General features: G+C 72.3%; 22 protein-coding genes. 13 read left to right on the top strand and 9 right to left on the bottom strand.

Annotation, left to right across the window (positions count from 1 at the left end; all coding sequences use genetic code 11):
- Positions 1–12: 12 nt before the first annotated feature.
- Both ACFVTF_RS04105 and ACFVTF_RS04100 read right to left on the bottom strand, forming a co-directional pair.
- On the bottom strand, positions 13–657 hold the full coding sequence (locus tag ACFVTF_RS04105) for a sensor domain-containing protein (RefSeq protein ID WP_387808684.1): 645 nt from the start codon (positions 655–657) through the stop codon (positions 13–15).
- 413 nt (positions 658–1,070) lie between these two features.
- A complete protein-coding gene (locus ACFVTF_RS04100; RefSeq protein WP_387808682.1) occupies positions 1,071–2,105 on the bottom strand; it encodes an NAD(P)-dependent alcohol dehydrogenase in 1,035 nt (344 codons plus the stop codon).
- 115 nt (positions 2,106–2,220) lie between these two features.
- Between ACFVTF_RS04100 and ACFVTF_RS04095 the strand changes: the two genes are divergently transcribed.
- The 7 genes from ACFVTF_RS04095 (at position 2,221) to ACFVTF_RS04065 (ending at position 11,455) form a co-directional block, all read left to right on the top strand.
- A complete protein-coding gene (locus tag ACFVTF_RS04095; RefSeq protein WP_387808679.1) occupies positions 2,221–2,916 on the top strand; it encodes a TetR/AcrR family transcriptional regulator in 696 nt (231 codons plus the stop codon).
- Positions 2,917–3,116: 200 nt separating this feature from the next.
- Complete coding sequence (locus ACFVTF_RS04090) at positions 3,117–3,863, top strand: tRNA-dependent cyclodipeptide synthase (protein ID WP_387808676.1); 747 nt, start codon at positions 3,117–3,119, stop codon at positions 3,861–3,863.
- A 192-nt stretch (positions 3,864–4,055) separates the two neighbouring features.
- On the top strand, positions 4,056–6,173 hold the full coding sequence (locus ACFVTF_RS04085) for a glycoside hydrolase (RefSeq protein ID WP_387808673.1): 2,118 nt from the start codon (positions 4,056–4,058) through the stop codon (positions 6,171–6,173).
- A 230-nt stretch (positions 6,174–6,403) separates the two neighbouring features.
- Positions 6,404–7,705, top strand: a complete 1,302-nt coding sequence (locus tag ACFVTF_RS04080) for a glycosyltransferase (RefSeq protein WP_387808670.1) — start codon at positions 6,404–6,406, stop codon at positions 7,703–7,705.
- A gap of 330 nt (positions 7,706–8,035) precedes the next feature.
- Positions 8,036–9,970 carry a PIG-L family deacetylase gene (locus tag ACFVTF_RS04075; RefSeq protein ID WP_387808667.1) on the top strand — a complete coding sequence of 645 codons (1,935 nt, stop codon included), beginning with the start codon at positions 8,036–8,038 and terminating at the stop codon, positions 9,968–9,970.
- 242 nt (positions 9,971–10,212) lie between these two features.
- The gene (locus ACFVTF_RS04070) at positions 10,213–10,851 is read left to right on the top strand and encodes an ATP-dependent Clp protease proteolytic subunit (protein WP_331745149.1); all 639 of its coding nucleotides are present in this window, start codon (positions 10,213–10,215) and stop codon (positions 10,849–10,851) included.
- 1 nt (position 10,852) lies between these two features.
- Positions 10,853–11,455, top strand: coding sequence for an ATP-dependent Clp protease proteolytic subunit (locus ACFVTF_RS04065; RefSeq protein ID WP_331745151.1), 603 nt, complete (start codon positions 10,853–10,855; stop codon positions 11,453–11,455).
- A 111-nt stretch (positions 11,456–11,566) separates the two neighbouring features.
- On the opposite strand, the gene ACFVTF_RS04060 is transcribed toward ACFVTF_RS04065, so the two are convergent.
- Positions 11,567–12,091, bottom strand: coding sequence for a helix-turn-helix domain-containing protein (locus tag ACFVTF_RS04060; RefSeq protein WP_387808663.1), 525 nt, complete (start codon positions 12,089–12,091; stop codon positions 11,567–11,569).
- A 158-nt stretch (positions 12,092–12,249) separates the two neighbouring features.
- On the opposite strand from ACFVTF_RS04060, the gene ACFVTF_RS04055 reads away from it, so the two are divergent.
- Entirely contained in the window at positions 12,250–12,825 is a 576-nt protein-coding gene (locus ACFVTF_RS04055; RefSeq protein ID WP_387808661.1) for a hypothetical protein, read from the top strand.
- 160 nt (positions 12,826–12,985) lie between these two features.
- Here the strand turns inward: ACFVTF_RS04055 and ACFVTF_RS04050 are convergent, their stop codons facing one another.
- Entirely contained in the window at positions 12,986–15,766 is a 2,781-nt protein-coding gene (locus ACFVTF_RS04050; protein ID WP_387808658.1) for an SdrD B-like domain-containing protein, read from the bottom strand.
- Between the two features lie 328 nt (positions 15,767–16,094).
- Between ACFVTF_RS04050 and ACFVTF_RS04045 the strand changes: the two genes are divergently transcribed.
- Complete coding sequence (locus tag ACFVTF_RS04045; protein WP_387808655.1) at positions 16,095–16,460, top strand: hypothetical protein; 366 nt, start codon at positions 16,095–16,097, stop codon at positions 16,458–16,460.
- A 153-nt stretch (positions 16,461–16,613) separates the two neighbouring features.
- On the opposite strand, the gene ACFVTF_RS04040 is transcribed toward ACFVTF_RS04045, so the two are convergent.
- Positions 16,614–16,856 (bottom strand): hypothetical protein, encoded by a 243-nt coding sequence (locus tag ACFVTF_RS04040; RefSeq protein ID WP_387808652.1) that lies wholly within the window; start codon positions 16,854–16,856, stop codon positions 16,614–16,616.
- Positions 16,857–17,112: 256 nt separating this feature from the next.
- Between ACFVTF_RS04040 and ACFVTF_RS04035 the strand changes: the two genes are divergently transcribed.
- On the top strand, positions 17,113–17,607 hold the full coding sequence (locus ACFVTF_RS04035) for a hypothetical protein (protein ID WP_387808649.1): 495 nt from the start codon (positions 17,113–17,115) through the stop codon (positions 17,605–17,607).
- Positions 17,608–17,892: 285 nt separating this feature from the next.
- Here ACFVTF_RS04035 and ACFVTF_RS04030 read toward each other — a convergent pair whose 3' ends face one another.
- Complete coding sequence (locus ACFVTF_RS04030) at positions 17,893–18,756, bottom strand: NAD(P)H-binding protein (protein ID WP_387808646.1); 864 nt, start codon at positions 18,754–18,756, stop codon at positions 17,893–17,895.
- Between the two features lie 98 nt (positions 18,757–18,854).
- On the opposite strand from ACFVTF_RS04030, the gene ACFVTF_RS04025 reads away from it, so the two are divergent.
- Positions 18,855–19,616, top strand: a complete 762-nt coding sequence (locus tag ACFVTF_RS04025) for a TetR/AcrR family transcriptional regulator (protein WP_387808643.1) — start codon at positions 18,855–18,857, stop codon at positions 19,614–19,616.
- 77 nt (positions 19,617–19,693) lie between these two features.
- On the opposite strand, the gene ACFVTF_RS04020 is transcribed toward ACFVTF_RS04025, so the two are convergent.
- The 3 genes from ACFVTF_RS04020 to ACFVTF_RS04010 all read right to left on the bottom strand — a co-directional run bounded on the left by ACFVTF_RS04020 (position 19,694) and on the right by ACFVTF_RS04010 (position 21,648).
- Entirely contained in the window at positions 19,694–20,287 is a 594-nt protein-coding gene (locus tag ACFVTF_RS04020; RefSeq protein ID WP_387808640.1) for a DUF4291 domain-containing protein, read from the bottom strand.
- Between the two features lie 285 nt (positions 20,288–20,572).
- A complete protein-coding gene (locus tag ACFVTF_RS04015) occupies positions 20,573–21,058 on the bottom strand; it encodes a hypothetical protein (RefSeq protein WP_387808637.1) in 486 nt (161 codons plus the stop codon).
- A 215-nt stretch (positions 21,059–21,273) separates the two neighbouring features.
- The gene (locus ACFVTF_RS04010; RefSeq protein WP_387808634.1) at positions 21,274–21,648 is read right to left on the bottom strand and encodes a hypothetical protein; all 375 of its coding nucleotides are present in this window, start codon (positions 21,646–21,648) and stop codon (positions 21,274–21,276) included.
- Positions 21,649–21,837: 189 nt separating this feature from the next.
- Between ACFVTF_RS04010 and ACFVTF_RS04005 the strand changes: the two genes are divergently transcribed.
- The gene (locus tag ACFVTF_RS04005; protein WP_387809576.1) at positions 21,838–22,404 is read left to right on the top strand and encodes a GNAT family N-acetyltransferase; all 567 of its coding nucleotides are present in this window, start codon (positions 21,838–21,840) and stop codon (positions 22,402–22,404) included.
- 175 nt (positions 22,405–22,579) lie between these two features.
- The gene (locus tag ACFVTF_RS04000; protein WP_387808631.1) at positions 22,580–23,626 is read left to right on the top strand and encodes a glycosyltransferase; all 1,047 of its coding nucleotides are present in this window, start codon (positions 22,580–22,582) and stop codon (positions 23,624–23,626) included.
- The last annotated feature ends 141 nt before the right edge of the window (positions 23,627–23,767 follow it).

Genomic DNA, 23,767 nt, shown 5'->3' with positions numbered 1-23,767 from the left:
ACGGGGACGCGGTCATCCGCTCACCTTCCCGGTGAGCTCGTCGGCGAGCTTCGCGGTGGTCGACTGGCCGTCGCCCGCCTGGCAGACGGCGACCTGGACCAGACTCGTGCCCTTCACCCGCGCCTGGTGGTGGCAGGCCCACTGCGCGCCGCCGTCCTGTGCGCCGTCCTGCGCCGCCGTCCACGCCACGGCGACCTCGGTCGGAGGGTGGGCCGTGTAGGCCCACTTCGCGGTACGACCGGCCTGGTCGGTGACCGTCGAGGACGGGCACTTGGCGAGACCGTCGGTGAGCGCCTGGAAGGCCGCGCCGGTCTTCTCGCCGTCCGGGAACACGCCGATGACCTGGTTCACGGTGTAGGCGCCCGTGGTCCCCGCGTCCTGGTAGGTCGCCGACAGGAACGCGGTCCACGCCTGCCCGTAGACCGACTGGGTCGTCGGCCCCGCCGCGACGGCGCACTCCGACGGCGACACGGCGAGCGGGGCGTGCGGACGGTTCGACTGCGGGCCGGCGACCAGCGTCGTCCCGGCCAGCCGACTGGCGCTGTCAGGGCTCACGAGGTCCGCCTGGACCGTACCCGCGGCCACGTGCGGCGGCAGGTTCGTCGGCTGCTGCGGCCAGAACCACCACCCGACGCCGGCCAGGACGAGGCAGGGCACGACCGCGGCCACGATCAGCTGCCAGTGGCGCGGTACCCGAGCGAGCCGGGACCTGCCCAGGCCTGCCGTCGGCGCGTGCTGCGGAACCGGCGGCGGCGACTGCGGCGACGGCCCCGGCGACGGCGTCGCGCCGGATGCCGGCGGCGGCCCAGCAGGATGGGCCGCCCCAGCGCCTGCCGGGCCATCACCGCCCGGGCCCGTCGGCGGCGAAATGATGTAGTCGGCGTCTTCGGCCACGCTGATCTCCCCCACGACACGCCGCCATCCGGGCGACTCAGGTTGCGTTCTGTAAACGAAGCCGGTACATACCGTCACTCATCCAGCGCAGCGGGGCAAGACCTTCCGGTCGGATTTGAGGACCGTCTGAGCATTTCGCCGAAACCGCGAACTGTCGGTCAGCGCTCAGGAATTGGTCATTCGGCGGGCAGGGTGAGCGCCACCTTGCCGGTGGCGCGGGCGTCGAGGAGGTGGCGGACGGCCGCGGCGGTCTCGGTGAGGGGGTAGACCCGGGCCACGACGGGGCTGAGGGTGCCCGCGTCGATGAGCGCGGTCAGGTCGCGGAGCCCGTCGGCGTGTTCGGAGGCGATGAAGGTGCCCAGGTGCCGGCCGGTGAACGGGGACAGGAGCTGCGCGCGGAGCTGCCGGTCGGTGCCGCCGAGCCAACGGCCGTTCGTCTCACCGCCGGTGATGACCAGCCTGCCCCGGGGGGTGAGGGCGCGGCGCAGGTCGCGCAGGCTGCGGTTGCCCGCGATGTCGATGACGGTGTCGTAGCGTCGCGGGCCGGCGAGGAAGTCCTCGCGGGTGTAGTCGATCACGTGGTCGGCGCCCAGGGCCCGTACGGCGTCGAGCTTGGGGGTGCTCGCGACGGCCGTGACCAGGGCGCCGAGGGCGTGGGCGAGTTGGACGGCGAAGGTGCCCACGCCGCCGGCGGCTCCCGTGATCAGGACGTGTCGGCCCGGCTGGACCTCGCCCTTGTCGCGTACCGCCTGCAGTGCGGTGAGCGCGCTGACGGGTACCGTCGCCGCTTGCTCGAAGGTGAGCGCGGCCGGCTTGGGGGCGATCCTGTCGGGGCGGGCGACGGCGTATTCGGCGAACGCGGCGGCCGCCGTCCCGTACACCTCGTCGCCGGGGGCGAACCCGGTCACGCCGGGGCCGACCGCCTCGACGACACCGGCCAGGTTGCGGCCGGGATTGGGGAGCTTCGGCCGGCGTAACCCGCTCACGGGCCGGACCGCGTACGGCAGTCCGGCCATCAGGTGCCAGGTGCCCCGGTCGATGCTGGAGGCGCGCACCCGGACCAGTACCTCGCCGGGTCCGGGGCCGGGCCGGGGGAGGCGCGCCGTGCGCAGCACGGCTTCCGGCTGGGCGCCGTAGCGCTCCTGGACGACGGCCGCCATCGTCCCCGCCCCGCTGCTGCTCCCGCTGGTGGTCGCGGTCGGCTCGCGCATGTCCCGCATCGTCGCTGCTCCCGGTCTCCGCTGGCGCTCACTTACGCTGTAAGTACAGCACTTACGGCGTAAGCTCGCAACGATGGCAGGCCACCAGAGGAAGCGACCGTCCACCGTGCCCCGACGTACCGACCCGAAGCCGACCCAGAGTGCGCAGTCGACCCCGCCGCCGACCCGGGCGACCCTCACCCGCCAGCGGGTGCTCCGGGCCGCCGTCGAACTGGCCGACGCCGGGGGCCTGGAGACGCTCAGCATGCGCAAGCTCGGCGAGGCCGTCGGAGTCGAGGCGATGTCCCTCTACAACCACGTGGCCAACAAGGAGGACCTGCTCGACGGCATGGTCGACCTGGTCTTCGGCGAGGTCGAACCGCCCGTGCCCGGCGACGACTGGCGACAGGCGATGCGGCAGCGGGCGATCTCCCTGCGCCTCGTGCTGTCCCGCCACCGCTGGGCGATCGGACTGATGGAGTCACGGTCGACTCCGGGCCCGGCCACCCTGCGTCACCACGACGCCGTCCTCGGCTGCCTGCGTCGCTCCGGGTTCTCCCTCGCCCTGACCGCCCACGCCGTCTCGGTGCTCGACAGCTACATCTACGGGTTCGCCTTGCAGGAGAAGACCCTGCCCTTCGACTCCCCGGAGGAGACCGCCGAACTGGCGGACTCCATCGTGAGCGGCTTCGGCGCAGGCGAGTACCCGTACCTGGCCGAGATCGCGACCGCCCACGTCATGCGCCCCGGATACGCCTACGGCGACGAGTTCACCTTCGGACTGGACCTCATCCTCGACGGCCTCGGACGAGCCGCGCGCTGACGGGTCGCCGGGGCCCCCGTGACGGCCGACCCTGGTGTCATCGGCTGTCTGCCAAGGTCAGGGGCCCTGGCACACCCATGCCTCACTGCCCCTGAGTCGTAGGTGAGTTGAAGCAATTTGACGGTCGGTCAGGCGAAATCTAACGTCAACCCCGTACCGATCAGTCGCTCACTCGTTCGACAGTCCGGAGGGGTTTTCGCATGCCTCCTTACGAACAGACTCCTGTCGGCATATCAGGAATTTCCGAGAATCGACCGAAAACCTCCTACAAGGCGAGTGTCGACTCGGTCTCCCCTCCGGCCCGGCGGACCGGACTGGCGGATCAGGGGCAGTGCTTCCTCGGCGTTAGCCTGGAGAACGGCAATTTCGCTCCGGACAAACTCGCCGCGATGCTCCGCTGGACAGCCGGGCGGTTCCCCCGTTGCACGGTGCTGGTCGGGGACAGCATCCACCGGATCACCCTGGCGTCCACCCGGGGCCTGCCGGAGGGCGAGGCGCTCTCCCGGGCGCTGGCCCTGGGCGACCGTTTCATCGCCGACACCCGGGCCCTGTTCGCGGCCGAACGCGAGCAGACCGAATTCACGTTCCTGCGCTGCTCCGAAGTGCAGCAGTGGGATTCCTACGCGAAGCACCATCGAAGCCTCACCGACTACCACCGGGCCGACCGGAACTTCCGGGAGTCCGTGGATGCGTTCGGGCGGCGCTTTCACGCCAGGTATGCCGGCCGAGTTGCCGAGGCCGACCTGGAGAGGCGGGTCGAAATGTCCGCACAGTACTTTCTGGAGGAGTCCGCAATATTCGCGTGCCTTGTCCAGGAAGGCCTTTCTGTCATGGTCTACCCCGGTTCGTTCGGCACCCTTTCGGAGATCACCGACGGGCGGCACCCGGACGCTCCGGAGGAACTGCGTCGGCTGACCGTCGTCTCGCTCGATCTGCGGAGGCGTTGACGGCGTCCCTCGCCCCACGCCCAGGCCATGGCCGAGCTGGGGTGCCGTCAGCGTGACCAGTGGTCAATGGTCGGTTCTTAAGGACTTCTTAGGAGTCCTCCGTATCACTGTGTCATGCACACCGGTACTCATACGTCATCCCTTGCGGGCCCCGCCCGCCGGCACGTTCCGCGCGCCGTTCTCGTCCTCGCCATGGCCACCGCGCTGGTGTCCGCGACCGTGGCGAGCGCCTCCGACAGCTCCGCCTCGCCGACGCGGGTGCGGGTCCATGACGGGCGCGTCGACGTGCCGGTACGCGGCGGCACCGCCACCATCGACGCGGCCACGCTGCGGGCCGAGGCCCGGACCGAGGACGGGCGGGTGGTCCTGCTGTCCGATCCGGCCGCCCAGGGGCTGGGCAGGGCGAGCGCCCCGGTCAGGACGGCGAGCGGCGCCGCCTGGTCGTATCCGGAGAAGGGCCTGCGGGCCGAAGCCCGCGCCGATCAGGGGCGGTTGCTGGTCACCCTCACCGGGACCGCCCTCACCGGGACCGCCCTCACCGGGACCGCCCCCACCGGGACCGCCCCCACCGGGACCGCCCTCACCGGGAGCGGCGGCGACACCTCGGTGCGGTGGCCGGTGACCGCCACCGACCCGGCCGCCGCCGAGGTCCAGCTCCCGCGCGGCGAGGGGCTGTCCGTTCCCGTCGACGACCCGTTCTGGAACTCCTCCGACGGCGCGCTGGTCGGCGAGGAGCAGGAGCTGAGCTCGCAGCTGTCCATGCCGATGTGGGGCTACACGCTCCGCTCCGCCCGGGCCGGCGTCAGCTACATCGTCCCCACCGACATCGGCACGTCGCTGACGTTCGCCTCCCAGGACGGTCGGCTGCGGGCCACGGCCGAGCACGGATTCTCCGCCGGGAACGGCACCGGCGCGTACACCGTGGCCTTCTCCCTCACCGACGGCTCCCCGGTGGCCCCGGCCGTGGACTACCGCAACTGGCTCTCGGAGCACGGGCAGTTGGGCAGCCTGAGCGAGAAGATCAAGCAGAACCCGCAGACCGCGAAGCTGCTCGGCGCCTTCCACGCCTACGCCTGGGGCGGCGCCCGCCGGCCCGCCTACCTCGACCGGCTCAAGGAACTGGGCGTCTCCCGGCTCTGGCTCGGCTACGACTCCGACGACTCCCCGATGACAGGGGAGGACGTCAAGGCCGCCGAGGCCGCCGGCTACCTGGTCGGGCCCTACGACTCCTTCGCCAACGGCCAGCAGAAGACGGACGACTCGTCCCCCAACTCCGTCTGGCCGGACGACGTCTACCCCCGGTTCTGCGTCCTCAGGGCCGACGGAACGCCGCAACCCGGCTTCCACAAGAAGGGCTGCTACCTCAGCTCGCAGGCGTTCGAACAGGCCGAGCCGCAGCAGCACCACCTCGCGGACCGCACCCGCTCGCTGGTCGCCAACGGGGCCGACAGCTACTTCCTCGACGTGGACGCGGCGGGCGAGCTCTTCCGGGACTTCGACCCCGGCCACGCGATGACCATGGACGAGGACCGCGCCAACCGGCTCGCCCGGATGCGGCGCCTGACGGACGGCTCGTACGACGCGTCCACGGGCCGGCCCGCCCCGTTGGTCCTGGGCTCGGAGTCCGCCGGCTCCTGGGCCAACCAGGTGCTGGCCTTCGACCACGGCTCGGGCACCCCGGTGGACGGGCGGCTGTGGGCGATGGAGTCCGGGCACTTCGACAACGGGTCGCAGGACCCCAAGGACGACGGCGCCTGGGGCGGCTACGCCCCGGAACAGGCCGCCGCCACCTTCTTCAAGCCGGTGCGCACCACCGACTTCAAGCCCGAGCACCAGGCCCGGGTGGCCGCCGCCCTGAAGGCGATGTACGACCCGCGGTACCGGGTGCCGCTGTACGAGACGGCGCTGCACGGTTCGCTGGTCAACGTCGAACGCTGGGAACTGCCCTTCAGCAAGCTGCCGGAGCAGAAGACCACGCGTGCGCTGCTGGCGATGCTCTACAACACCCCGCTCAACTTCGTGCTCAGCGACAAGGACCCGCACGACGGGCAGAACCTCCGGGAACTGGCCGCCCTGCAGCAGTACTTCGCGCCGCTGCACCAGGCGGCCGGCACCCGGCAGCTGACCTCCTTCCGCTGGCTGACCGGCGACCACCTGGTGCAGCGGACCGTCTTCGGCGACGGCACGCTGACCGTCACCGCCAACTTCGGCACCACCGTCCACGACGGCCTGCCGGGCGGCTGTGTGGACGCCGCCGTGCGCGGGCGCCCGGGCACCCAGCGGCTCTGCCCGGCTGAGGTGGTCTCCTGACGACCGTGGCTGACGAGCTGACGAGCTGACGAGCCGGTGGGACGGGCACCCCCGCCCGTCCCACCGGACCCACTGGACCCACCGGCCCCGCCGCGCCCCGCCGCGCCGCCCCGCCGTCGGTGTCGGGCGGACGCGGCGTGGTGGGTTAGCCTGCGCGGTGGGCCGGGTGCGCGGGGGACGACCACGGGGTGTGCACGGACCGGCCGACGAACGACTATGGGGGGTTTCACATGTCCAGGATCATCACTGCCGCCATGCCCGCGCACGGGCACACCGCGCCGATGCTGGCGATCACCGCCGACCTGGTGGCGCGCGGGCACGAGGTGGTCTTCCTCGGCGGGGCGCGGTTCGCGGAGGCCGCCGAGGAGACCGGGGCACGCTTCGTCGCCCTGCCGCCGGAGGCGGATTTCGACGACCGCCGGATCAACGACTCCTTCCCGGGTCGGGCCGAACTGCCGCCCGGGCCACAGCGGTTGGCCTTCGACGCCCGGAACATCTTCATCGACCCGGTGCCCGCGCGGTACCGGGCGCTGCGCGCGTTGCTGGCGGAGTTCCCGGCCACGGCCGTGCTCGGTGACTGCTTCTTCCACGGCGCGGTGGCTCTGGCGCTGGCCCATCCGCGCGGCGAGCGGCCGGCCGTGGTGGGCATCGGGGTGTCCCCGCCGATGCTGCAGAGTGTCGACACCGCGCCCTTCGGGCTCGCGCTGGCGCCCCAGGCGGGACCGGAAGGGATGGCCCGCAACCGGGAGCTGAACGCCGAGGCGGCGCTGCGCGGCGAGCCGCTGCGGCAGTACGCGGCCGAGGTCTTCGCCGCGGTCGGGGCCGAGCTGCCGCCGGGGCCCCGGGTGAACGCCGCCGTCACCGGGCCCGACCACTACCTGCAGTTGACCGTCCCGGGGTTCGAGTACCCGCGTAGCGACGCGCCGGCCTCGCTTCGCTACATCGGCGCGCTGGCGCCGCAGAACCGGAGCGAGGTGGAACTGCCGCAGTGGTGGCCGGAGTTGGCTTCCGAACGCCCGGTCGTGGTGGTCACCCAGGGCACCCTGGCCAATGACGACCTGACCGAGCTGCTGGTCCCCGCGGTGCGCGCGCTGGCCGACCGCCCCGACCTGCTGGTGGTCGCGGCCACGGTCCGCCCGGACGGGCCCGAGCTGCTGGCACAGGCGCTCGGCGGCCTGCCGGACAACGTGCGGGCCGCCGGCTACCTGCCGTTCGACCGGCTCCTGCCGCACGCCGACGTGTTGATCAGCAACGGCGGCTACGGAGGTGTGCACACCGCGCTGGCCTTCGGGGTGCCGCTGGTGGTCGCGGGCGGCAGCGAGGACAAGCCCGAGGTGGCCGCCCGGGTGGCCTGGCGCGGTGTCGGCATCGACCTGCGCACCGGGCGCCCGGGCGAGCCGGAGCTGCGCGAGGCCGTCGACCGGGTCCTGGCCGGCCCGGCCTACCGCGCCAACGCCGCCGACCTGGCTGCCGAACTCGCGGCCCACCAGCCGCTGGCGGCGATCGCCGAGCTGGTGGACTCGCTCGGCTGACGGACGCGCGTTCCGGCGCCGCCCTCGACGCCGCGCAGATCGGCCGGTCCGACGGAGTGCAGGCCGTCGTCGACCGGCGTCCTGGTGGCCAGGGCGGCGCTGACCGCGCCGTCACTGAAGCGTTCGCCGCTCCGATTCCACCCGTGCGCGAACGGGATCTTCCGGAAATGCGTCCGATGGGCAGGAAGTGAACGAAGTGACGTGATCCTTCGTCAATTGACTTCACCCTCCGGTAATTTGCTCGATGCAGTCCAGGGCATTGCCTGCCCGACCATGCGCTAATCTCCTCCTGGCGTGATCACATGCCGATCTCGAATTGGGGGGAATCACATGGCAATCGGACGACGGCAACTCCTCACCTCCGTCGCGCTCACCGCCCTGGCCGCGCCCGTCCTGGCCAAGGGGACCGCGACCCGCGCGGCCGCGGCCGTGGGGGCGGCCCCGGCCGCCGCCTCCGGGCCGCTGTTCATGCAGGTCGTCGCGCACGAGGACGACGACATCCTGTTCATGAACCCGGACCTGTCCAACGCGATCGCCCTCGGCACCCCGTCCGTCACGGTGTTCGTCACCGCGGGCAACGCGACCGGCGACCCGTGCGCCACGGTCTGTTGGGACACCGCGGGCGAGCCGCTGCGCACCTGGAACCGGCAGATGGGCGCCGTCAACGCCTACTCCCGGATGGCCGGGGTCGGCGACACCGACCCGGCGACCGACGAGGTCGGGCACTGGACGGTCGAGGCGTGGACCGTCGCGGGCAAGCAGGTCGAACGGTACGTCCTCAAGGACCGCCAGGTGCACCTGATCTTCCTCAACCTGCACGACGCCGGGCTCGGCGCCGTCCTGGCCGGGGGCACCGACACCACGGTCGTCCCGGTGGGCAGCCCGCTGTCCGGGCCGTCGACCTACACGGCGGCGGACGTCGTCGAGGTGCTGCGACAGCTGATGGTGACGTACCAGCCGACCGTGCTCCGGGCCCAGGACGAACTCCCGGACAGGCGATACTCGGGCGACCACTCGGACCACGTCTCCGCCGCGAAGTTCGCCGGCCAGGCGGCCCTGCTGTACGGCGGCGGGCTGATCCAGGTGAACTACCGGGACTACAACATCAGCGACTCCCCGGTGAACCTCGACCCGGCGACGACGGGCGCCAAGGGCGTGTTCGTCTCCGAGTACGCCGGCCACGACCACTCGGGGAACTACTCCGACGCCTGGTTCTCCCGGATGTACTACCGCTGGTCGCGGGGCACCTCCTGGGCCGGGCTGAACCAGGACGGCCGGCCGCAGGTCTTCGTCGTCCGGGCCGGCGCCCTCTACACGTACTGGCGCCAGGGGGACGGCAGTTGGGGCGGTCCGGTGCGGATGGCCGACCCGGGCGGGCGACTGGCGCCGGGCATCGCGGTCGGGACCAACGCCGACGGCCGGCTGGAGGTCTTCGCCCGCCGCCTGACCGATCACCACATCATCTCCCTGCCCCAGGGCGCGCCCAACGGCTGGTGGTGGAACAGCTGGGCCGACCACGGCAACCCCAACACCGGGCTCGGCAACGAGGACCAGGTCGGTGTGCCGGTGGTGGCCGCCAACCAGGACGGGCGGCTGGAACTGTTCGTCAAGAACGGCGGGGGCGGCCTCAGCTGCATCTGGCAGACCACCCCGGGCGGGGTGTGGACGGGAACGTGGACGGACCTGGGCGGCACCGACCTCCAGGACCCGGTCACCGCGATCCGCAACGGCGTCGGCGCGATCGAGGTGTTCGCCAGCACCCGCACCGGAATCCTCGGCTGGTGGCAGACCGCTCCGAACGGCGCCTTCGGCGGCCCGACCCCGATCCCGGGCGCCCGGCCGGCCAGCCCGCCCAAGGCCGCGCTCGACCAGGACGGCCGCATCGAACTCGCCTACCGCGAGGTCGGCACCGGGGCGATGCTGGTCAGCTACCAGACCCGGCCCGGCGGCGAGTGGAGCCAGTCCCCGGCCCCCCTCGGCGGACACGGGGGAGTGGGCGAGCCGGCGGCGGCCACCCTCGGCGGACGGGTCGTCCTGTTCGAGCGCAACCGCGGCGGCGGCGTGAGCACCACCGCCCAGACCGCCCCGAACTCCGGCTACGGCACCTGGCAGGACCTCGGCGGCACCGTCCTCGACCACCCGGCCGCGCTCGTCGACGGCGGCGGCGTCCTCCACGTGTTCGCGATCGGTTCGGACGGCCGCGTCTACTACCGCGCGGGCACGACGCCCACCAGCTTCGGCGGCTGGCAGGGCCTGCCGCTCTGACCGTCCTGCTCGGGGCCCGGCTCTGGCTGGGCCCCGAGCAGGCCGCAGCCGGGCCCGGGCCGTCGCCTCTGCCCGTGTCTGCCCGTGTCTGCCCGTGGCGAATCTGCGGCGGGCAGAGAAAACGCATCCGGAGGTCTCCCGGGGTCAAGAGTGGAGTCGAGGGCAAGCCCGCCCCAACACCTCGACTCGACACCTCGACACCTCGACACTTCGACGCCTCGGCATCTCGACAAGGAGACCGGATGACTCCCCTCACCACGCTCGCGCCCCGCGCGGAGGAGGGCGGCACGCCGCCCAGCCGCTTCGACGACCACCTCGCGGCGCAGCTGCTCGCCCAGCGGATCGTCCTCCTCGGCACCCAGGTCGACGACGTGTCGGCCAACCGGGTGTGCGCGCAGTTGCTCCTGCTGTCGGCGGAGGACCCGCGCACCGACATCAGCCTGTACGTCAACAGCCCCGGTGGGTCGGTTACCGCGGGGCTCGCCATCTACGACACCATGCGGCTCATCCCGAACGACGTCTCGACGCTGGTGATGGGGTTCGCCGCCAGCATGGGCCAGTTCCTGGTCACCGTGGGGGCGCCCGGCAAGCGGCTCGCGCTGCCGAACGCGCGGATCATGATGCACCAGCCCTCGGCGGGCATCGGCGGCACCGCCGCCGACATCGAGATCCAGGCGGAGAACCTCCAGTTCACCAAGAAGGCCATCGAGCGGATCACCGCCGAGCACACCGGGCAGAGCGAGGAGACGATCGCGCGGGACGGCGACCGGGACCGCTGGTTCACGGCCGAACAGGCCAGGGAGTACGGGATCGTGGACCGGGTGGTGGAGTCGGTCGCCGACATCCGCCCGGCCGCGTCGCGCCGACGGATGGGGCTGTGACATGGGGTCGTACACGGTTCCCTACGTCATCGAGCGGACCGCGCAGGGCGAGCGCTCCTACGACGTCTTCAGCCGGCTGCTGAACGAGCGGATCATCTTCCTCGGCACCGAGATCGACGACGGGGTCGCCAACGTGGTCATCGCGCAGCTCCTGCACCTGGAGTCGGAGAGTCCGGAACGTGAGATCTCGATCTACCTCAACTCGCCTGGTGGATCTTTCACTTCGCTGATGGCGATCTACGACACGATGACGTTCGTGCAGGCGCCGATCTCCACGTTCTGCGTCGGTCAGGCGGCGTCGACGGCGGCGGTGCTGCTGGCCGGCGGAGACCCCGGGCGGCGGTTCGTGCTCCAGCACGCGCGGGTGCTGCTCGGCCAGCCGGCCAGCGGCGGCCGGCAGGGGACGGTGTCCGACCTCAGCCTCGCGGCGAAGGAGATGGTCCGCACCCGCTCGCAGGTGGAGGAGGTGCTGTCCCGGCACACGCACCACGACGTGGCGACGCTGCGGGCGGACATGGACCGGGACAAGGTGTTCACCGCCGAGGAGGCCGTTGCCTACGGGCTCGCCGACGAGGTGCTGAGCCGACGGCTCGCGTTCGGCTGACTCCGCGCGGCCGTGGCCGGTACGGCGGGGCGCACCACCGTCGTACCGGCCTTCGGTCGGGGCATGCCAGCTCAGGCCCGGACAGGTCGGGTCGGGCCCGGAGAGGCCGGGTCAGGCGGCGAGGCAGAGCCCGTCGTACTGCGCCGTGGGCGACGTGCGGCTCCGGTCCAACCGGCTTCGGCCCACCGTGCCCCGGCCCACCCCGCCCACCCCGCCCAGGCCGACCTGGCTCCGGCCCACGTGGCTCCGGGTGTGCCGGGTCAGCTCGTCCTGGGCGAGCGAGAGCAGGTCGGCGAGGCCGAGTCCGAGGGCCCGGGCGGCGGCCGCGAGGACCTCGGAGGAGGCCTCCTTGCGCCCGCGCTCCAGCTCCGACAGGTACGGGATCGAAATCCGGGCCGCCTCCGCCACGTCCTTCAACGTCCGTTCCTGGGCGAGCCGTTCGCGGCGCAGCGCGTCGCCGACGAGGTCGCGCCACAGGGGTTCCCTCGGCGCGGGCGCGGGCGCGGGCGCGGGCGCGGGTGCCGGTGAGGCTCCCGCCGGCCGCTGCGGGGCGCGGGTCGCCCCGCCGGAACCGGGCGACGAGGTGTGCGGGCGCAGGGGGATGACGCGGGCTTCGTTCGGCGCATGAGTGCTCACCCCTCCAGCCTAGGGATCCGGGGCGCGGGGGGAAGGGAGTCGCGTTCTGCCCTGGGTGAAGCCGCCCGGGGCGCCGCCGATCGCGGCGTACGGGGTTCGGGGCTGTCGGTCGGGCCGGATAGCTTGGCGCCACCGAGTACTCCCGAGGGGTGGGGCTGATGGGTTTCAACGGGTACATCGTGCTCGCACGCACGCACCGGACGGTGACGGAACTGTTCGACCTTCCACCGGAGAAGAGGAGCCTGTGCGAGCCGACCGACTGGCCCGACGGCTGGCGGGTGATGAGACTGCGGCCCGATGCGGACCAGGAGATCGGTGACGGCCAGGTGAGGCAGGCCGCCGACGCGCTCGGTGCGCCGGTCCTGGTGTGCCAGGTCGTCATGAGCGACTACGCGATCGTGCGCGGCTGCGCCCCGGGCGGCGAGCTGTGGAGTGCGGAACTCAACGTCCGCCTGGCGGTGGAGTCCGGGGTGTTCGAGGAGTTCGGGGTCAGCGAGGACGACGAGGAGCTCACCGCAGCCGAGTGGCAGGAATGCGTCGAGGTGGTCACCGCCCGCTGGGAGGCGGACCGCACCGAGGTGCTGGAGCACGCACTGTCCTGGGCGGCAGCGGCCGGTCACGAGGTCGACCCCGCAGGCGTCGCCGAGGTCGTGTACGGCAAGGTCCTGTACGCCGAGGACAGCGTGCACGATCTCTTCCGCAGCCTCGCCATCCGCATCCCACCCGACTGCTGACGCGATCCGGGCTCGGCCGTCACCCGTACGAGCGACGGCCGAGCCGTTCACCGCACCAGCCCGGTGGCCCGGCGGTCAGCTTCCTGCGTCCGAGTGCCGGATGGTGACCCGGGGCCGGGCCCGTGGCCGTCGAACTCGCCACGGGCCCGGCCTGGTTCCACTAGGTGTGCCGCGCCCCGCGCCGGCGCGCGACCACGACCAGCACGCCGCCCGCACCCAGCAGCGCCGCCGCACCGGTCACGCCGAGCGGCAGCACGCTGCCCGCCCCGGTGGTCGGCAGCGCGCCGCCGGGCCGCTCAGCGGGGCGGGACGGCCAGACGCTCGGCGACGGCGGCGACAAGGACGTCACCGCCGCCACCGCCGCCACCGAGGACGTCGGGCTCGGCGACGGGGCCGGCGACGGGGTCGAGACCGCATCCGGCGACGGCGGGGCCGCGCCCGAACCGACCGACGGGAGCAGCCGGTTGACGACCGTCACCGTGATCCCGTCGTCCAGGGTCTCGCAGGTGAGCACCAGCGGCCCGAAGATCGCGACGGTCGGCGCCGCGTAGCCGTCGGGCGGCCTCACCTCCACCCAGTAGTACGTCCCCGGCCCGACGACGATCCGGCAGATGCCGTCCGCCCCGGTGACGCAGGGATCGCCGACCGGCGAATCCTTGTGCCCGCCGGTGGTCTGCGGCCAGCCGGGCCCGCCGTTCCAGCGCCACAGCTGGAACGTCGCCCCGGCCAGCGGCTTGCCGTCCTGGTCGTGCTTGACCAGGGTCAGCGTGCCCTCCTGCGGCCGGAACCCGAAGTCGTAGGTGTGGTCGTCCTGGCCCGGTCCGCCGGTGGTCAGTTCCCGCTCGGCGAACGTTGCGCCCGGCGGGACGACGCCCTTGGAGTTGATGAACGGGTTGTCGCCGACGTCGTGCCGGGTGGGCACCCACTGGTACAGCGGGCCGCCCTGGGCGAAGTCGGCGGGGTTGTCCAGCCGGATCGTGTACTTGGTGTGCGGCTTGAGCCCGCCGTCCACGTTCGAGTCGTCGAAGTAGTACTCGCCGCGCGCCGTCGTCCGCGCCGTGCCGACGAGCTTCCCCGGCCCGTCGTACAGGTGGACGGTGGCGCCCTCCACCGGGCGCTGGCCCGGTTTCTGGATGCCCTTGTGCTCGGCGTCGTACCAGACCCGGTTGCCGATCTGCAGCGGCGCCTGGTCGCAGAGCACCTCCAGGTCGCCCATCGAGGCGCCCTTGCCGAACGGCGCGGGCACGTTCGCCGCGTTGAGCCGCAGGCCGAACGCCGGGTCCTGCCTGCCGTCGCGCTGGACGAACGACGTGCCGTAGCCGAAGGCCGTGCTGTTGGGGTCGAACCCGGAGGTCCCGATGGTGTTCTCGACCTTGGACAGCGCCATCCCGGCATAGGCCGCGTTGTGGTGGACGCCCATCCGGCTGGTGTCGAAGAAGCGGGTGCCCCGGGGCGAGAGCCCGCAGCCGGTGTTGGCGTCCAGCACGTAGGTGCCGCCGCTCAGGCAGGCCTTGTTCAGGTCACCGCCCGACAGCACCTCGCCCACCGCCGCGCCCGACCCCGACTGGCCCGTCGCCCGGTCGGCCATGCGGTCGCGGAAGGCCAGCAGCATCGAGCCGTCCGTCTCGAAGCCGACCTCGCCCAGCTCCGGCTCCGGCTGCGCGCGGAAACCGGCGCAGGTCTGGCCGTTCTGCGTGGTCGGGTAGGTGTTCGTCCACGGGAACCAGCCCGCGCCGTCGCACGGGCCCGAGCCGACGGTCGACTGGCGCGGGTAGTCCAGCGGCTGGTCCAGCACGGCCGCGCGGAACCGGCCGGTGGCCAGGTCGAAGGGCAGCACGACCGCCCGCAGGTCCGAGGCCTTGCCCGTCGACTCGCCCGAGCAGACCCCGCCGAGGTAGCCGACGTCGTCCTGGAGGCCCAGGCCGAACGGCCGCCAGTCCCCGGCCGAGGCGCAGCCCGGGTCCGGGATCGGGTAGACGCCCCTCGGCTGCGCGGCCGTCGGCGCGGTCGCGTCGTAGCGGTACAGCGTGCGGGTGTTGAGGTTGACGACGAACAGGTCCCTGCCGTCGTTCGTCACCTTGAGCCCGCCGAGGCTCTCCTTGCCCGGCGCGACGAGGAACGCGTCGTCCGTCCCCGGCCCGTGCGCCGTGCCGCCGGCGTCCGGGACGGTGGTGAACAGGGTGGTCCGACCCTGCGCCGGGTCGGTCACGTAGATGCCGCCGGCGCCGCCGGGGCCGTAGTCCGTGGTGCGCTTGGCCGCCGCCGAGGAGAAGATCCGCCGGTCGGCCTTGTTCCACGCGATGCCGTAGAGCGTGCCCGTCTGCGCGTCGGTCGCGAGGTTCGTGACGTTGACGTCCACGCCGTCCTGGCCGCGCGCGCGGTACGGGAACGACACCAGCGTGCGCTGCGCGCCGCCTCCCCAGGTGGTGTTCTGGCAGGTCGTCACCAGCGGCGCGTTCTGCTGGCAGTAGTCCCCCGGGTACCACAGCCCGGTGGTGTACGAGACGTTCCTGCCGCCGGAGAGGTCGACGAACTCCTCGTTGGAGCTCAGCTGGTTCGGCGCGCCGTCCAGCCCCTGCCGCGAGGCGAACGCCGGGAACAGCACGCCCGGCTTCGGATTCACCACCTGCACCCGGTACGCGCCGCCGCCGTGCTCCCGGCTCCGCGGCGGCGTCAGCGTCACCGTCCCGTCGGCCCCGGTGGTGCCCTCGACGTGGGCCCGCTCCTCGCCGGTGAGCGTCACCTTCACGCCCGCCAGCCCCGGTTCCAGCGCGGGCGTCCACACCCCGGAGGAGTCCACGGCCCGGATCACCCGGACCGTCACCGTCCCGTCCTCCGTCTGCGAGAACGCCGCCGGCGCCGTCAGCGCCCCGCCGCCGCACAGCGCGGCGGCGAGCACCGCGGCCCGCGCGACGCCCTTCCTTCTCCTTCTCGTCCCCACCTGATCCCCACTCTCATGGTCGGCGGACATCTGCCCGATCCGGGCAGGACCCCCAGGAGAAGCGACGACCGGTCGTCCACGTCCTGGTTTCGGGGCGCATTCACCGGTGTGTGTGACAGGTGAAGGGCTGGAAATCGCATCAAGTTCGGATACGACCGCACAAGTTCGCATACCGCAGGAGAAATCCCGACGCCCGGAGCGCCCGGCCCCCGTCCTGCCCGGGGGCCTTTAGGCCTGAAAGCCGCTATCCGAAACCGGTGATCAGACCGTAGGAATGGCTCCACGGCCTGATCGGCCACCCACCCGTGATCAGAAGGGGCCCTCACCCATGATCCGTCTTCGCACCTGTATGGCCATCGCCGGCGCCGCGGCGACGTTCGCCCTGACCGCCGCGCCCGCCCAGGCCGCCCCGGGCGACGTCACGAGCTCGTGCGGAAGCGTTCTCACCCCGGCCGGCTACGTCGACGTGAGCTGGGGCTACAGCAGCAGTTGCGGCACGCAGAGCTTCAGCCCGAACATCAAGCAGATAAAGCAGCTCACCGGACTGCCCGTCGGCACCGTGGTCCAGGCCTGCTCCACCACCTACCCGCCAGCGGGCTGGGTCCAGACCGGCTCGTACTACACCAGCAGCTGCGTCGCCTGGTCGAACCCGAGCTTCAACAACAACGCCTGGCAGCTGAAGCGCGTCTCCTGACCGGGTGACTCCGCCGGGCCGGCACACCTGGGGTCCTCCCTCAGGAGCGGGGTGCCCGGCCGTCCGGGCCGCCCTCCGGGAGGCGGTCCCGGACGGCGGCGTAGGCAGGGTGGGGCGCCCGAAGGATCTCGGCCTGGGGAGGAAGACGCCGCCCTATCGGACCCGGGGTCTCTCCTCGCCGGTGGCCTTCGGCGCCCGGCCCCACATCCACGCGCCCCCGGCGAGGACGGCCAGCACTCCCAGCACTCCCATACCAGTGGTCCAGCCCACCCGCTCCAGGACCGCGACGATCAGCCCCGCCAGCCCTTCCCCACCGGGGTTCTCCCCTGGTGCCGGTGGCTCACCGTCCGCCAGCAGGACGAATACCGCGCTGTGCGATTCCTGACTACCTGCCATCTCCCTCTCCATCCCCTGGGAGCTCCGCCCGGCAGACCGCCTCACAGCCTGCCGGACGCTCCCCCGTGTGTGGTCACTCCGCGCGGAGCGCCACGTGTGCGTGTGTCGGCCCGTCAACCTACTGAAGAAATCGATCATGCGCTCGATCTCCTGACTCCGACTCGGGCTGTGGCGGGTACCGCCCAGGACTGGTCCGACTTCCTGCTCCGGAGCGGCTGAAAATAATCGGTGGGCGGAGGCCAAGGTGTCCGTGCCGATGATCGTCGACCTGGCGGAGCGGCGGTACACCTGGACCGACCTCAACACCGGCGCCGACGGCGGCTACCACAGCGTCTACCGGCACCAGGCCGAGGTCGGCGCGCTCAGCCGGGACATGCTCGCCCACTTCGGCCCGGAGAACCGGGCCACCCTGTGGGACGTCGCCTGCGCCCGGGCGGCGGGCAGCGACGAGGTGCACGTGCGCGGTCGCGACGGCGGCGCCGTGCGGCGGTGGCAGCGTCGAGGCGGTGAGGGCGTCGGGGCGTTCGCGGCGCGGCTGCGGGCGTTGCGGGACGAGGACGGCGCCGGTTCGGCCGCACTTCCGGACGGGCGGCGGGCGTTCGTCGCGCTGGTGGACGGGGACGTGCCGGCGCCGGAGAAGCTGTCCGGGGCGCTGTACCGGCTCTACCCGGGGCCGGTGGACGCCGCGGCCGAGGAGCTGGAACGGCTGACGGCGGGAGACCTGGTGGCGGGGCTGGCGCCGCGGGCCTGACGAACGTGGGCCTGACGAACATGGGCGCCGGGGTCAGCAGTACGCTCGTCGGCCGGCACACCGCACGGGCACCGTCCTGGGCCGTCCGGACTGGGCCGTACGGTCCGGTGGCGCTGCACCACGGAGTCGTGGACCCGGCCACCAGGGGGCGTAGCGGCATCCCGGTCACGGGAACACGCCGTTGTCCTCCGTCGGCGTGTTCCCGTGACTGGTCCGGCCGAGCGCGCCGAGCGGCCAGGGTCGGGTACCGGCAGCCGGCATCCGGCGCCTGGTGTCCTGGGTGGATCAGCTTTCGGACAGGTGCTCGCGCAGCACCGTGCGCAGGGTGACGGGCTCGCGGCCGAGCAGGTCGGCCAGGGTGGGGTCGGTGGTGGCGAACTCGCCGGCGCGGCTGGCAGCGAAGATGCCGAGCAACTGGCCGGCGGTTTCCGCGGGGACGCCTTGGCCTGTCAGCTGCGTGCGGAACCGGTCGTCGGGGGCGGTGGTCCGCGTGATGGTGCGGCCGGTGAGTTCGGTGGCGATGGCGGCGATGTCGTCGAAGGTGAGCGCCTGTCGGCCCGTGAGCGGCGGCGTGGGGCCGTCGAAGCGGCCCTCGTCGGCCAGGATGGCGGCGGCCGCGTCCGCGAGGTCGGCGTGCGCTGTCCACGCGACCGGCCCGTCCGCGGGGAGCGCGAGCCGGCCGGACTGCGCCGCGTTGCCGAGGAAGTGCGCCGCGCTGGCGGCGTAGAAGCCGTTGCGCAGCGAGGTGAACGGCACGCCGCAGGTGCGCAGGGCCTCCTCGGTGGCGGCGTGGTCGCGGCAGGCCTGGAAGTGCGACGTCGCGCCGGCCCCCATCTGGCTGGTGTAGAGGATGCGACAGGCGCCCGCCGTGACGGCCGCTTCGATCGCGGTGCGGTGCTGCCTGACGCACTCCTCGCCCATCCTGTCGACGGAGACGACGAGGACCTGCGAGCCGCCCTCGAAGGCGTGCGCGAGGCCGGCGGCGTCGGTGAAGCTGCCCTGGCGTACCCGTACCCCTTGGTCTCCGAGGTTCTGTGCCTTCTGCGGGTCGCGGACGCTGACGCCGATGCGGGCCGCCGGTACGCGCGTCAGCAGCCTCTCGACGATCTGACGCCCCAGCTGTCCGGTGGCTCCGGTCACGATGATCATGGTGTGCTCCAGTGTCGCAACGAGCTGGTTCCAGTGGAAACACATTCAACGTATCACCGATAATATCGATGGAACCAGTGATGCGGTATCGTTGATTCATGTCATCGCCTTCACGCGACAGGGGCGGCGCCACCGCGTCCACCGCGTCCACCGCTGAGACCGCCACCGCGTCCCCGGGTCGGGAGCAGACCAGACAGCGGGTCATCGAGGCCGCCATCGGCCTGCTGACGCGCGGAGGCCGCGACGCGGTCACCACCCGCGCGGTCGCCGACGCGGCGGGCCTGCAGCCGCCGGCCATCTACCGGTTGTTCGGCGACAAGGACGGGCTGCTCGACGCGGTGGCCGCGCACGGCTTCGCCGCGTTCCTCGCCACCAAGCACGTCGACCCCGACCCTCGGGATCCGATCGAGGACCTGAGAGCGGGCTGGGACGTCGCGATCGAGTTCGGTCTGGCCAACCCCGCGCTGTACACCCTGATGTACACCGAACCCGCCGGGACCACCTCGGCCGCCTTCAAGGCCGGCATGGAGATCCTGATGGGCCGCATCCGGCGCCTCGCCGCCGGCGGCTGGCTCCGCGTCGACGAGGAACTCGCGGCCCAGATCATCCACGCCACGGCGCGCGGCGCCGTGCTCACCTGGCTGTCCCTGCCCCAGGAGCGGCGCGACCCGGCCCTGTTGACCACCCTCCGGGAGTGCATGGTCGCCGCCGTCACCAACCGGCAGCCGGCCGTGCACGAGCCGGGCCCGGCCGGCGCCGCCCGTGCCCTGCGCGCCGCACTGCCCGAACAGACGACGCTCAGCGGCGCCGAGCAGCAGCTGCTCGGGGAGTGGCTGAACCGCCTCGCCGCCGACGGCTGATCGCCGACGGCTCGTACGTTCCTGACGGGGTGGGGCGGCCGCCGGAGACCCCGTGGTCCCGTGCGCTCGGGACCGGCTCAGCCGCGCAGGTGGTTCAGCAGCGCATCGCCCGCCGGATAGGGGCGCTCGGCGGGAAGGAGCCGCCGGGCGGCCTCCAGCGCACCTGCCCTCACCTGGGCCCGGACCGCGTGCGCGAGTGCGGTGACGTCGTCGATCGAGACGATCCACTGCTCCGCGTAGCGCTCGGCGGCCTCGCCGGATAGGCCGAGCTGGAGGGAGCGGTGGGGGAGCGGCCGTAGGTGCAGATCGCGTTCGGGATCCCACTGCACCCGGGCCGGGGCCCGCTTCAGCCGGCGCTTCCAGGTGGCGCGGTCGGGGTGCAGCCCGTGTTCGTAGTGGGCCAGGCAGGCGTTTGCCAGCGCCCATTCGAAGCCCTCGCGGGTGATCTCGATCGCGAGGACGGTCTCCTGGCCCTCCTTGGCCGCCCAGCCGCAGCGGTACATCATCCACAGGAACGACGGTTTGATCCACGTCATCCGGTCCCTCTTCCAGGCAGCCGGGAAGTGGCCGTCCTGTGCGGCGGGCAGGCCGATCTCCGGAGGGTACGCCTGGTAGACGGTCACGGTGGTGGCCGTGTGGAGGGCGCGGATCCGATGCTTGGGTTCTGGCACGGTGACCAGGGTCGGGGTTCGGCGCGCAGCGCGCCATCGAATTACCTGGTCGGAGGGGGTTGGTGCGGCGCCCGGCGGGTGCCGAACGGCCCGGGCCGTTCGGCACCCAGTGGCGGGGCACCGTCTTTTCGTGCTTTGCATGCTTCTCATGCGGCGGCGTGCGACGAGCGGTGCGGCGGTACAGGCGCCGGATCACCCGACACAGGGGCCGGGGGGCGGGGGCCGGACAGGTCCTGGACTATCTGCCGGCGCTTGCCTGCCCCTGGCGGTGCCCGACGGCCGGGATCAGTTCTTCCACACGCCCCAGTAGACGTCGGCGTTGTTGCCGGAGCCGCTCTCACGGGTGGTGCGGAAGACGCTGCTGGTGCCGTTCTCGTCGTAGCTGTTGGAACCGGTGTAGGGGTTGGCCCAGTGCAGCGCGACGGTGTTGTTGTTGCGCCAGCCTTCCTCGCAGCCGTACGTGGTGAACGTCGCCCAGCCCTCCGTGCCGGTCAGGAAGCCGTTGCTCTCCGACTGGAAGGTGGCGTCGCCGGTGTTCCCCAGGGTCTGCGGCGGCTCCTGGCCCTGCGTCCAGATGCCGTGGGACAGACCGTAGTTGGTCCGGGAGAGCGCGCAGCCGGTGCCGTTGTGCAGGTGGACGGTGGTGCTCCGGGCCGCCTGGACGGTGGCCTGGGAGGTGACCGGGGCGGCCTGGGCGGTGCCGGTGGCGATGGTGCCGAGCCCGATGGCGCTGACCGCGGCCAGCGCGGCGAAGCGTGCGGAGGTACGCATGGTTCCCTCGATTCGGTGTGCCTTCGGTGGGTGGCGCGGGCGGTGTCCCGCGCCGTGGTGAACGATGCGCCGCACCGACAGACAAACGATGGACGAGGCTGCCCGCGCCGTTCACCGCACCGTTCGCAACGCCTGTCCATCGTTTGTCAGTTGGCGCGGTGTAGGAGCACCCGGGCGGCCGCCCGTCCCGACGAAGGCCCCGGAGACGTCCCCCCTCACAGCGGAGTGAGGATGTCCTGGTCCGCCCCGTCGAGGACGAAGCCGTTGTCCAGCCGGACCCGGACCGTCACCCGGCTCCCCCGTTCCCGGTGCGCGGTCCACTGCGGCTCCAGCGCGGCGATCTCCGCCTCCAGTCGCTCGCGGCTCGCCGCCGGCATGGTGTGCCCGTAGTCCTCGAACAGCGCTTTGAGCCGCTGGTACTCGCGAACCTCATGGCTCTCCGGGAGTTCCCCGTCCACCCGCTCGACGGTGCCTTCCAACCCGGATCCCAGCGAGAGGAACCCGACGACGGCCCCGGGCTCCCCGGCGACCGCCTCACCGATCCCGAGATCCTCGGCCAACCTGACGCGCCGGCCTTCCTTCAGGGTCATCCGTCCTCCGCCTCTCCATCGATCGAGGCCGCCGGCGCCGCCGGCCTGCGGCCACGGCCATTATCCGGGGTCGCCGCACGGTGTACGGCCCCCGGTAGCAGGGCCTCCGCTTCCTCCCGTCCGGCTGCCACCTGCGCCGTAAGGGATATTCGGTGTTCTGACTGCCCGAGAGGACACAAGATGGTGCGCATGACTTTGACCACCCCCGTCCTGCACACCGCTCGCCTGCGACTGCGCCCCTTCACCGAGGCCGACGCGGACTCCCTCTTCGCGCTGCACAGCAGCACCTATGTGATGCGCTACTGGGACTCCCCGCCGTGGACCGAACAGGCCCGCGCCGAGCGCTTCCTCGCGATGTGCCGGAGGATGGCGGACGAAGGTACCGGGGCACGGGTGGCCGTCGAGCGTGCTTCCGACGGGGCCTTCGTCGGCTGGTGCGGTTTGACCGGATGGAACCCGGACTACCGCAGCGCGTCGTTGGGCTACTGCCTCGACGAGGCGATGTGGGGCCACGGCTTCGCGACGGAGACCGCAACCGCCGTGCTGCAGTGGGCATTCGACGCACTGGACCTGAACCGGGTCCAGGCCGAGACCGATACGCGCAACGTGGCATCCGCCCGGGTCCTGGAGAAGGTCGGGTTCGTGCGTGAAGGGACGTTGCGGGAGGACTGCGTCGTGAACGGCGAGGTGTCCGACTCGTGGGTGTTCGGGTTGCTCAGGCGGGAGTGGCGGCCCCCGGCCGCTTCGGGCCGGTGACATCCGAGGGCATTGCTGTCACCCTGAGCGTATGAGTACGGGCTAGGACCAGCCCGCTGTGCACGGACGTTGCTCCACGGCCCCAGGAGGGCAACGCCGCCGCCCTGGCCCAACCGCCCACGCCCGTAACCCTCGTGGTCCGGTCCCGCCGATCGTTGTTTCTCAAGGAGGTACGGTGACCGGCCGGGTGATCTACGCGTCGTTCGAGTTCCAGTTCCCGCTGGGCGGCATCCGGGTGCTGAACCAGCAGGTCTCGCTGCTGCGGGCCGTCGGCGTCGAGGCGTTCCGATGGACGCCCACGCCGGGATTCCGTTACACGTGGTTCGACGACGACGTGCCGACGCTGTCCGGCATGACCCTGGACCTCGGGCCCGAGGACGTGCTCGTGCTGCACGAGGTCAGCGTGGTCCCGGGCCACGACCCGGCGCCCGGCGGCCACAAGGTGATCTACTCGCAGGGGCACTACGTCAACTTCCTGACCTGCCCCGACCCCGGCCCGTATCCGGGCTGGTCGGACCGGCCGGCTCTGTGGACGATCTCGAAGGCGGGCGTCGACATGTTCCGCCGGGCCCTGCCCGAGTTCGAACCGCACCTGGTGCCGAACGTCATCGACACCGAGTTGTTCCGACCGGCGTCGACCGAGCGGGTTCGGCGCATCGCGTGGATGTCCCGCAAGCGCCCGATCGAGACCACGCTGCTCCGCCGTCTGCTGCACGCCGACCCGCGGTCCGAGGGCGTGGACCTGTACGACATCCACGCGGTCCCCCACGAGGAGGTCGCTCGCGTCCTGTCCGACACGTCGGTGTTCATCGCGTTGGGAGCGCCCGAGGGCGAGGGCTTCGGACTGCCGCCGGCCGAGGCGATGGCCAGCGGCTGCCTGGTGACGGGTTACGCCGCCGGGGGCGGAGCGGAGCTGTTCGACTCGCCGTCCGCGTGGCGGATCCCGGAGCTCGAAACGGACCGGTTGGCGGACAGGGCCCTTGAGCTGCTCGACCTGCCCGGCCAGGACGAGGTGCGGCGGGCGGGCCGTCAGTGGGTCGCCGACCGGTATACCGCCGAGGCCGCCGTCGAGGCACTGATCGAGGGCATCCGCAGAGCGCGTGCCCTCCCCGGTGGCGCGGCGACGGCCACCCATCCGGCCGCCTGGATGGAGGAGTTGCTGAGGCGCTTCCCTGTGCCGCCGGAGACGCACGCCCGGGTGGAACCGCCAGCCGCTTCGTAGCGCTCCAGCCGGACTGTTCCGTTCCCGCCGGCCACCGGCCCGAAAGGCCCGAAAGCGGGGGGCGACAGCCCGCACCGGAGTGGTGCAGGCCGTCGCCACCTCGCACAACCCGTCCCCGGCGGGCGAAGCAGGCCCACCCAC

The sequence above is a fragment of the Kitasatospora sp. NPDC057940 genome (assembly GCF_042887425.1).
In the GTDB taxonomy this organism is placed as follows: domain Bacteria; phylum Actinomycetota; class Actinomycetes; order Streptomycetales; family Streptomycetaceae; genus Kitasatospora.
The sequence above is the reverse complement of the archived record's forward strand: the minus strand, read 5'-3'. Positions and strand labels throughout refer to the sequence as shown.